This is a genomic window from Cupriavidus sp. 8B (genome assembly GCF_054589115.1).
The window spans coordinates 40952-52996 of record NZ_BAAILO010000068.1; the positions used below are offsets into that span (position 1 = coordinate 40952).

1 protein-coding gene is annotated in these 12045 nt (G+C 61.5%); it reads left to right on the top strand.

Features of this window, described 5'->3' with window-relative positions:
• Window positions 1-373: 373 nt before the first annotated feature.
• Window positions 374-12045 (top strand): carbohydrate-binding protein (locus ACYP5B_RS06730; RefSeq protein ID WP_459569053.1); only part of this gene is annotated, 11672 nt, incomplete at its 3' end.

Genomic DNA, 12045 nt, shown 5'->3' on the forward strand with positions numbered 1-12045 from the left:
CCAGGTACAAGGCTGGGCTACGGTAAGTAACACTTGTGGCATCTTCACCATGTGTTGCGCTGGAAAGGGGTGATCGGCGCGACCAGGGAATCTATGCCCACTCCCCAACTTATCCGGAGGAAACTCCGAAAGTTTAGGGGTGGGCGGAATATTTTTTGACGTGCCGCCGGTCTGTGCCGTCCGCCTGGAAGATCGGCCCTCTCGGTCAAATTTCGCCGCACGTGCGATCGGCGGCAGGAGGACGAAATCTTTGAGCGGCACCCTAAACTTATCCAAAGTTCGCTGGATAACTTAGTCAAGAGCAACAGGAACAAATGCTGTTGGACGGCCAGTAGACGTCTGAGCGGCAACCAACTTGACGGGACGGCGAACCATGGTAGGTATTGTCAGCGGCGACTTTTTCGGTTTGACTGGTAATGGCTCTGCGGGCCTGGGGCAACGCGGGCTTCTCGGTGCGGCTAGCGAAGGCAATGCGAGCCAACAAGCCTTTGTGAATGTTGCCACCGGCAATCTGGTGCTGCAGGGTCAGGACGACCTTCTCGTCAGCCGGGGCGGCGATATTGGGGTCGTGCGTACCTATAACAGCCAGGGGACTTACAGCAACCAGGGCGCGGATGCCTGGTGGCGTAGCGGCTACCATCGCCTGCTCAACCAGACGGGCGGCCTGAACCAGGCCGGCAGCACCATTCAGCGTGTCGCGGCCGATGGCAGCATTCTCAGTTACGCCTACGACGCGGCCAGTCAGCGATATCTGGCTGCCACCGGTAGCGGGCAGTTCGATTCGCTGGGCTACGACGCAAGCAGCAATCAATGGACGTGGACACAGGCCGGGACGGGCAATAGCGAAACCTATGCCTCGGGCGGCGGCGGCTGGCGCATGACTTCGTCTAGCGATCAGAATGGAAATGCCACAACCTATGCGTTCTCGGGCGACCTACTGACAAGCATAACCGCCGCGAGCGGCGAGAGTGTTCAATTCGTCTACCAGGGAAACAACCTGGCACAGGAGCAGGTTAGGCAGGCTGATGGCAGTTTCCTTAGCCGCACATCCTATCGATACGATTGGCAGAACCGCCTTCAGGAAGTCAAGGTCGATCTAAGCCCGGCAGACAACAGCATTGCCGACGGCCGTGTCTATGTCACCAGCTACAGCTACGTCGAGGGCACCAACCTGATCGCGAGTGTCACTCAGACCGACGGATCTGAACTCAGTTTCAGCTATGTTTCGGTGAATGGGCAGTCGGAGGTGGCCAGCGTCACCGACGCGCTCGGCCGTACCGTCAGCTTTAGCTACGATCCGGCCAATCACAAGACCACGGTGACCGATCCCTATGGCAATCAGAATGTCTATACCTATGACGCCAGCCATCGGCTGACCGATATTACCGGGCCGCAGGCAGGGGGTGTGGCCCAGCACCAGCAGTACGCCTATGACGCGGCGGGGAACCTGGTTCAATCCACGGATGCGCAGGGTAACCAGATCCGGTCCACCTTTGATGCACACGGCAATTTGCTGTCTCAGGTAGACGGCCTGGGCAATCGTGTCGAGAAGACCTATGACGCGCAGAATCGGCTGCTCACCAGCACGCTTTACCAGCAGCCCGCGAACGGTGGACAAGTCGCAAGCAATCCGCTGACAACACGCTATGTCTACGACGGCAATGCGAACCTGAGGTTTGCCATCAGCCCCGAGGGGCGGGTGGTTGAGTACCGCTACGATAGCTACGGCGAGAAGACCAGCGAGATCGCCTACTCGGCCGCGACGGTCCCAACGTCGGGCCTGGGCGTTGGCCAGGCCCCCTCGCTGCTTGGCATGACGACGTGGGTTGCCGCTCAGGATGCCCAGAAGTCGACGCGTGTCGACTACCAATACAATACGCGCGGTCAGATTGTACGCACGACCACGTTCGCGCGCGTCGATGCCGCCGGCGCGGGCATCGCCGACGGCACGCAGTCAGTACGTGCGTTCACTTATGACGCCGCTGGCAATTTGTTGCAGAGCGTGGATGGTGGCAACAATCAGACCAGCTTTGTTTATGATGGGTTGAACCGGTTGCTGAGCAGTACGGATGCAGCCGGCAATGTGACGGTCAATCAATATGACGATGCCGATCACACTGTCCGTCATATCCTCAGCAATGGCCGCGTCGATACCAATATCTACGATGCCACCGGCCAACTCGTTTCGACGATTCAAGGCGGCCAGGCCCAGGCCGAGTACCGATATGACGCACTTGGGCGCCTGATTCTGAGCATCGATCCGACTGGCGTAAAGCAACACTACTTCTATGATGCGGCGGGCAACCTCCAGGCACAGGTCGACGGTACGGGGCAAGCCACGGCGTACGTTTACAATAGCCTCGGCCAAAGGACCCAGACGATCCGCTATGCCACCTTGCTCACGGCGGCACAGCTTGCAGACCTTGACGCAAACGTCAATACCAGCCTGACGCCTCTGCCCAGTACGCCGCCCGTTGACACGCCTCAGTGGTCTGCTACTGCCGTATATACCCAGGGCGGACGCGCGATCTACGGTGGCAAGCTGTATCAAGCCAATTGGTATGTGCAAGGCATAGAGCCGGATGTCCTGAACAACGGTGCGTGGACCGAGGTGCCCCTCGCCAACGCTCCCCGCACGTGGTCACCGGCAGCCGCCTATCAGGCCGGAGAGCAGGTCACCTATGCTGGTCAGGTGTATCGGGCGCAATGGTTTGTGCAAAACATTGAGCCGGGTCGAAATGCCGCCTGGGTTCAGGTGCCTGCACCGGGTACAAATCCGACGTGGTCCTCCGGAGCGGAATACCAGGGGGGGGCGATCGTTGCGTATAACGGTCGGCTTTGGCAAGCGCAATGGTATAGCCGCGGGAATACTCCCGACGGTACAAATCCGGTATGGCGGGACATTGGGTCCGCGCCAATCCCTCATTTGCCAACGATTACCCTGCCGGCGAGCAGCGCGGCCGATCAAATCAGCGTAACGTTGTACGACGCCGCCGGGCGTCCCACCTGGCAAGTCGATCCGCAGGGCTACGTCACGCTTACCCAGTATGACGGTGCCTCACGCATTACCGCCGTCACTCAGCTAGCCACGCCGATAGACGGAAGCCTGCTGGGAAATGGAGGGGCGATTGCGCAGGCATTGACTGGGCATGTTACGACAACGGACCTGCGAGATACCGTGGTCGGAGCCGGTGCCAATGCATCTCATCTCCTGTCCGCAACCGTGGCTGGGGCCAGTCAACTGGGCGGAACCGTCAGTTTCTTCGCGGGGCAAACCTTTCTTGGCAGCAGTTCGGTAGACAGCAGCGGGGTTGCAACGCTTTCTGCTACCAACCTGACTGCGAGTGCAGGAGAGATCAGGGCCGTCTACAGTGGCGACGCCAGCAATCTGGGGAGCGCATCCAACGACCGCACCGTCGACCGCGTTTATGACAAGGATGGGTTGTTGCGAGCGACCATCGATGGTGAGGGCTATCTCACCGAGTATCGCTATAACGCCCTTGGTCAGCGCGTACAGAGCGTTGCTTATGCCAACGCCGTGGCCGGCTTCAACGGCACGTCGGATCTCGCCGCGCTGAAGGCCGCCATTGCCACAGCAGTGGGTACGGACTCGCTGGCAGGCGTCTTGCCGGCTAGCGACGCGAAAGACATCCAGACCTTCTACTACTACGATGGGCAGGGCCAGTTGGTCGGTCAAGTGGATGGGGAGGGCTACCTTACCGAGTCCGTCTTTGACCTGCGCGGAAATCTGACGCAGACCATCCGCTACGCCAACCACGCCAATGGCCCGGCGAGCGCAGATGCGACGCTGGCGAATCTGCGCCCGGCGCGCAGTGTCGAAGACCATGTCACGCTTAACACGTGGGATGCGTTGAATCGCCTGGGGGCGCAGACAAACGCAGAAGGCGCGGTGACTCAATATGGCTATGACAGCCTTGGGGATGTGACCAGCGTAACGACCGCCGCGAACTCGTCGGATCAACGCGTGGCGCTGGCTCGCTACGATGCGTTCGGCCGCGTGAGCGCACAGCTTTCCGCCGAAGGCGCCGCGCAGATCACGAGTGGCATGAGCCAGACGCAAATTGAAACCATCTGGTCGCAGTACGCCACTAAATATACCTATGATGCAGCAGGGCGGCGGACAAGCGTAACGGACGCCAACGGTAATCGCAGTGTCTTCTTCTATGAGCAGGATGGGCGCTTACGTTTCACCATTAACGCTTCGGGAGAAGTACAGGAAAGACAATACGACGCATTCGGCAACCTGAGCAGCGCCACGCAATATGGTAGCCGACTACAGTCGGGCATTCTGGCCGGCCTGCAAGGTGGCGTCCTCACCGGCAATGCGCAGAGCCAGCAAGTACAGCAAGCGCTGGATGCCGCAAGGCAAAGTGGTGCGGCAATCAATAGCACGACGCGTTTCACATACAACGCGGTGAACGAGTTGGTGTCCACCACTGACGCCAACGGCGGCGTGACTAGCGCGAGCTACGACACTTTCGGCGATCTCATCAGCACCACCCAATCGATTGATGCGGGCCATTCCGTTAGCACCACCCGCAGCTACGATCGTCGCGGCTTGCAGATCGCGGCTGAATCCGACGCGGGCGGTATCAACGCAGTAACGAGCGCCAAGTATGATGCCTTCGGTCGCCTGGTGCAGGCGATCGACGCCAATGGCAACCTCACGCAGCAGAGCTTCGACCGTCTCGGCAGGGTCGTTCAGATACTAGACCCGACCAACGCCCAGCGCAGCAGCAGCTACGATGCATTCGGTCATGTGCTGACCCAGATCGATGCCCTGGGTAATGCCACGCAATATAGCTACAGCACAGTCAATCGCAGTGTGACGGTCACGACGCCGGAAGGCGTCGCGGTTACCACGACGCACAATGCTGAAGGGCAGACTCGCAGCGTGACTGATGGCAACGGTAACCAGACCATCTATACGTACGATCATGACGGCAACCTGATCGGCACGAGCTCGCCCCTGGCACAAAGCAGCAGCCGATTCGACCAGACTGGCCGGCTTATCGAAACTACCGACGCAAATGGCAACGAGGTAGTGTACACGTATGATGCGGCCAACCGCCTGCTTAGCCGCACCGTGGACCCCAACGGCCTTGGCCTCACTACTTATTATCAGTACGATGCAAAGGGCGAGCAGATCAGCGTCACCGACGCCAATGGCACAGTCACGCAGACGTCTTACGACCTGAAGGGGCAGGTGCTGAGTCAGACGGTGGATCCCAGCGGGCTTAACCTGACCACGATTTACACGTACGACGACGCTGGCAGGGTGCTCACGGTCACGGACCCCAAGGGGACGTCCACGCAGTATGTGTACGACGCCCTCGGTCGTCGCGTTGAGGAGCACGTTGACCCGGCTGGCCTGAACCTAACGCGCCGCTATGCCTACGACGCGGCCGGCAATGTTGTCAGCGCAACCGATGCCGGCGGCAACACGACGCACTATGCTTATGATGCGGATAGCCGCTTGGTATACACGGTTGACGCTAGCGGAGATGTCCAGCAGAACAGCTACGACGCACTAGGCAGGCTCACTGCAACCACAACGTACGCTGGCAGGATCAGCCTCGCTGGCCTGAACACGGCCCCCTCCCTTGCGGATATAGCGAGCCGCGTTGTGGCTGCACCTGGACAGGACGCTTCGCAAAGCCGTGTCTACGACAAGGACGGGCGTCTGCACTATACGCTGGACGCTACTGGCAGCGTTACCCGTTTTACCTACGACGCGAACGGCAACGTCGTCGATCGTGCGGCCTTTGCCAACACCGTGCCGTCGGGCACTCCGCCTACAGAGGCGGCGCTGGCGGCTGCCGTGTCTGGCCTCGCGGATGCTTCGCGCGATGCGCACGTCCGCAACATCTACGATGCTGGCAATCGCCTGGTCTGGAGCGCCGACGGCACCGGTGCCGTGACCCGGCGGATCTATGATGCAAACGGCAATCTCGTCAAGGAAGTGGCTTACGCCACGCCGATTGGCGCGAACGCCACGCCGGATAGCGTGACCGCCAGCACCGCCGACCGCGTGACGCTAATGGCGTATGACTCGGCCAACCGCCTGGCGTGGCAAATTGACGCGCTAGGTGGCGTAACGCAGTTCGTCTATGATGCCGACGGGAATGGCACCGCACGAGTGTCATACGCCAATCGCATCGCCGCGCCGACAGCGGAAAGCAGTGTTCTCAGCGCGAGTGGTGTGGCAGCCGAGGTGCAGGCCGATCCCGCTCACGATCGGGTCACTCGAGCCGTGTTTGATGCGGCGCACCGTCAGATACTCAGCATTGACGGCACTGGTGCCGTGGTCGAGACGCGCTACGATGCCGACGGCAACGCGATAGCCACCACGGCCTACGCCAATCGCCTTGCCTTGAGCGGACTCTCTCCGGCTGCGTCTGAAGCGGACATTCGCACTCGCCTGCAGCCGAATGCGGAAAGTGACCGAACCACCCAGCGCATATTCGACGCCTCCGGCCGCCAAGTCTATACGGTAAATGCGCTGGGCTATGTGCAGCAAACTCAGTACGACGGCGCGGGACGCGTCCTCCGTACAATCTTGTATGCCGCACCGATCGCACTGACGACACCTGGCACCGTGACCGCGGTGGCGAGTGCATTGTCGACCAACCCCACGACCGACGAAAGCAATACGTTCAACTACGATGCAGCCGGTCGCCTCATCAGCAGCACAGATGCCCTGGGCGCCACCGAGACCTACACATGGAACGGCGTCGGCGACAAGCTCAGCTATACCAACAAGAACGGCGCTACCTGGACCTACGGGTATGACGCCGCGGGTCGCTTGACGTCGGAGACGTCGCCTGCAGTCTCCTTGACGACGGTCGGTGCCGACGGAAACGGTAACTTGGCTGTCAACGGCGCCTTGTCCGGGGCGGCGAGCATCGTGACTCGCCTGGCTTACGACGCCCTGGGCAATCTGGTCAGCCGCACGGAAGCAGCGGGACGTCCGGAAGAGCGCACCACGCAGTATCGCTATGACGCGCTTGGCCGCCAGGTCCAGACCATCTACCCCTCCGTCGCCGTCTACAACGCCGCCGCGGATGACCTCACGGGCAATGGTGCCAACGGGGTCGGCGTGCGCACGGAAATCGGCAAGCTGCTGACTACGCAGGTTGTATACGACGCCTTTGGCGATGCCGTGGCCAACATCGACGTGGCGGGCAACGCGAGCTACAAGGCCTATGACAACCTTGGGCGCGTGTCCTACGATGTGGACGCGCTTGGCTATGTGACGGGCTTTCAGCGTAACACCTTTGGCGATGTCACAACGCTGACGCGCTACGCGGCGGCAACGAACCTACCGAGCGCGGGGGGCAATGCCCCGAGCAGCGCGCAGATCGTCCAGTCGCTCTCCGGCCTGGATCACGGCGCTGACCGTGCCATCTCGACCCAGTACGATCGACTGGGCAGGGCTGTCCAGGTGACCGAGCCGCAAAGCTGGGTCAACAACGGCAACGGTCAGGGTTACCTGGCCGCCAAAGTGACGCGCAATACTTACAATGCGTTCGGGCAAGTCGTTCAGAGCGCGGTGATGGCAGACACTGCCACGAATACCTGGGCGACCACCACCCACTACTTCGATCGGCAGGGGCAGGAGACGGCTACCGTCGATGCGCTGGGCTATGTCACCACGCAGGCCTATGACGCCTCCGGCAACGTGGTCCGGCACACCGAATATGCGAACGCGGCAGCGGGATGGACCACGAGCAGCCTTGTGCTGCCGACGCCAAACGTGGACGACAGGACCACAACGACAAGCTATGATCGCAACAACCGCAAGACCGGTGAAACGCGTGTTGGTGTGGAGTTTAGTTCGGCACCCGACGGCACAAGCACGCGCGGCGATGTAACGACCACCTATGGCTATGACGCGGTCGGTAACCTTACGCGCGCGACCGATGCCCTGAACAACAGCACCTACACGTACTACGACGCGCTCGGCCGCACTGTCGCAGTGGCGGCGCCGGCGCGCAACAGCACTGCCAATGGCGCGAGTCTGACCCCGCTGACGGTTTTCCGCCGCGACGCCTACGGCAATGTCGTGGTCAAGATTGACTATGCCCGTGGCGCGGCTAGCGCCTCTGCAGGGGGCTTTAGTGTTGCCGGCGACAGCGCCGCCGATCACGTAACGCTGAACCAGTATGACAGCCACGGCAACGTCATTCAGACCGCCGACGCCAACGGCGTCAGCCACTATCTGTCATACGACGCGTTAGGCCACCTCGCCAAGCAATGGCTGGGCGTTACCGGCAACGATGGCGTCACGCACACGCTGTTTACCCTGTTCCAGTACGACGCGCTAGGCCGGCAGACAGACATCATCACGCCGGCGTCGACCAGCGTGGTCAGCGGCGGTAGCGTTGTCACCGTCAATCAGCAGCAAGCCGGGGTGGTCCACACGCGGATGGCGTACAACGGCTTTGGCGAGATGATCCTGCGTGGCACTAGTGCGAGCGCTAGCCCGGAATGGCAGGAGCACTTCGACTATGATGCCGCCGGCCGCCAGTGGCGTACCAACAGCGGCGACGGTGTCGAGAAGGTCATGCTCTATGACCTGCAAGGGCATCAGACCGCGAGCATTGCCAGTGCAGGCAGCCAGGGCAGTCAGGCCGACCTGGGTGTTGACCTTGGCCAGGCCGGCAGCGCGCAACAAGTAGACCAGTTGACGGCTGGGGTACGCCGTACCGACAGCGGGCTGGATCTGCTCGGCCACGCGCTCCAGCAGACCTTGCCTGGCCGCTACGACAGCGGTATCGGCGGCACGGTGCGTCCGGTCGTGTACCAGACCTTCGATCGCTGGGGCAATGTGGTTTCGCAGAGCGATGTGCGTAGTGCGAACTGGGTCACCACGTTCCGCTACAACGCGAACAATCAGGTCGTACAGGAGGTCCAGCCGGATGGCAACGGCGCGCGCAGTGCCGATAGCCCCGTCACGCAGCTCTACTACGATGCGCTTGGCCGCCAAGTAGCAGTGCGCGACGCCAATGGTCAGGTGAACGGACAGGTGTGGGACGCCGCCGGCAATCTGAGGCAAGAGATTCACTCCGACGGCGGCGTGGTCACGCATCGCTACGACGCCTTCGGAAATCAGCTGGGCATCACCGATGCCATGGGCTACACCACCACCTACGGCTACGACAAGCTTAACCACAACACAAGCATCACTAGCGACGTGGTCGGGGCGTATAGCGCAGACGGCAACAATGCGATAAGCGGCAGCCAGCGCAACCTGGTCACCAGCACGGTTTACGACCAGGCGGGGCGCAAGATCCGCCAAACCAACGGGAATGGCGAGACAACGCAGTTCACGTACGACCTTCGCGGTAACGTGATCGCCACCACGCAGCCGCTGGGCGAAGTAAGCCGCGCGGCCTTCGACGCGTTCGGCCGCCAGATCGGCGAGCTGGACGCCAACGGGGCGCTGTCCACGTGGAGCTACGACGCGTTCGGCGAACTGCAGGGGCACACGGATATCGGTGGTGCCGGCTACTGGTTCCACTACGACAGTGCCCGGCAGCTGATTGCCCAGGGCAACAGCCGCGGGCAGAACCTGGCTTACAGCTACGATGCTGCGGGTCAGCTGACGCAGATCGTGAAGGTCGTGGACAATGCCGACCGGCAGACTACGCTGTACGCCTACAATGCGGCCGGCAAGCATGTACGCGAGCAGACGATTCAGGGCGGGCAAATTTACCAGGACCAGACGCTCGCGTACGACACGCTTGGGCGGCTGGCGCAGGTCAACGCAATCGACGGCGTGAGCTTGCATTTTGACTATGACAAGGTAGGCAATCGCCTGCATCAACACACCACCTGGAACACCCAGCAGGCGCGGGTGGTGACGGAGTACGTGCAGGTACAGACCGGCACCGACGAATCGGGCGCACCGATCTACACGCAGCAGCCGGTACAGCACACGGTGGTTGACACGGTGGCCCATGCGCAGGACCTGTGGTACGCCTATGACGTGATGAACCGGCAGATCCTGGTCGACGGCGCCTACAACGGCAATGCGGCGGACATTGGCAATATCACGAGCGGCCAGGGGCACATCCTGAGCTACGACCGCAACGGCAACCGCACGAGCGACACCACCTGGGGCGAGCAGGTGGTGCGTCAGGAAACCGTGACGGGATGGGACGAATCGGGCAATGTGATCGCCAGCCACATCGACTATGTCAATCACACCGGCCGCATCACCGAGTTCTACACCTACGATCGGATGAACCGGCTGGCCACGGTGTCGACGGGGGCCTTCGATACCAGTTGGAACGCGCTGCCGGCGCACGAGAGCATCCGGCTCGACACCCGCCTGTATGACGGTGCCTCGCGGGTGGTGCAGACCGGGCCGAACGGCAGCCTCTCCAACGACTACATCCAGGCGTTGACCAATGGCAAAAGCAACGCCAATGGCGCCATCACGCGCATCTCGCGCTACGACGCCGATGGGCGCCTGCTGACGCAGCACGTCACGAAGCCGGACGGCGCGTTCAGCAGTGACCAGGTGTATGAAAAGACCACCACGTGGCAGACCCAGGAGCAGGTCCAGACCGGTACGGATGAGTCGGGCACACCAATTTACGCCACACAGACGGTGACGCACACCGCTACCAGCAGCGGCTACGATGCCGCCGGCAATGTGGTCGCCTATCGGAGCACCGACAGCAGCGGCGTGACGTCGTACTACGACATCAACCAGGCGAGGTTCGACGGTTACAAGGAAGGCTCCGTCGTCGGGCACCGCAGCGACAACACGGGCCAGAACGGCACCACCACCGACAGCTACGATGTGAACGGGTTCCTGACTGGAGTCGCCGATAGCACCAAGCCGGCGAATGATCGGAGCTTCGTCAACGACGTCAGTGGCCACATCCTGCAGAAGACGCAGCAGGGCAATGTGCTCAAGGAGTTGGTGATCGACGGCCAGGAGTACGGCGTGTATGGCTCCGGCGTGGATCCGGTGACGCCGGCCAATGGTAACGGCGATCCGAACTACGTGGCACAAGGCGACTTCAATCTCACCTATCAGCCAATCACCAACACATATCCGGCGGCGTCGACGGGGCAGTATTCGGTGCGCAGCGGCGACACGCTGCAGAGCATCGCGCAGGCGGCATACGGCGACAGCCAGCTGTGGTACCAGATTGCCGACGCGAACGGGCTGCGGGGTGACAACGACCTGCGGGTGGGGCAAACGCTGACGATCCCAAGCCGGGTGGGGTCGGCGCATAACACCAGCAATACCTTCAAGCCGTACGACCCATCGAAGGTGGTGGGGGACACCACGCCGAATTTGCCGGTTCCGCAGCAGGATGGGGGTGGCGGCTGTGGAGCACTTGGCAGCATCATTGTGATGATCGCTGTCGTTGCTGTTACAGCGATCGCACAGCAATACGAGGCTATTCCGGAAGAGGTGTCGATGGTGCTTGGTGGGGCCGCGGCTACCGAAGCGACAACGCCCTTGGTCCTTACTTCGGTGCTTGGGCCAATTACAGGTCAGCTGGTCGGGATGGCAATCGGTGTTCAGCATGGATTTGACTGGAAGCAGGTGGCGATGGCAGCCATCAGCTTCGCCGTCACAGAAGGGGTAGGGGCTGTCTTCGGGGCCGCTACCAATGTCGCCACCGCGGCTGCAGAGGCTGCCGTTAGTAGTGCGATGACCCAAGGCATAGGCGTTGCGACGGGGCTTCAGAGTCACTTCGACTGGATGAGTGTGGCTGCGTCCGCAGTTGGGGCCGGCGTGGGTCGCCTGACTGGCGACAGCGCCGGCGCGCTCCTGAAGGACAGCTCTCTTAGTGCAGCACAACAGAGGCTCGTCAGTGGCGTGGCAGCAGGCGTGGCGGGAGGGTTCGCTGCGCAAGCCATGCATGGGGGCAGAATTGATGTCACTCAAGTGGCAGTGGATGCGTTTGGCAATGCACTGGGTGGGAGCCTGGCAAGTAACTCGAGTAGCCAAAACAGCAGCGGCGAAACAGCGCTGGGCCAGGTCGGCGGTAGAAG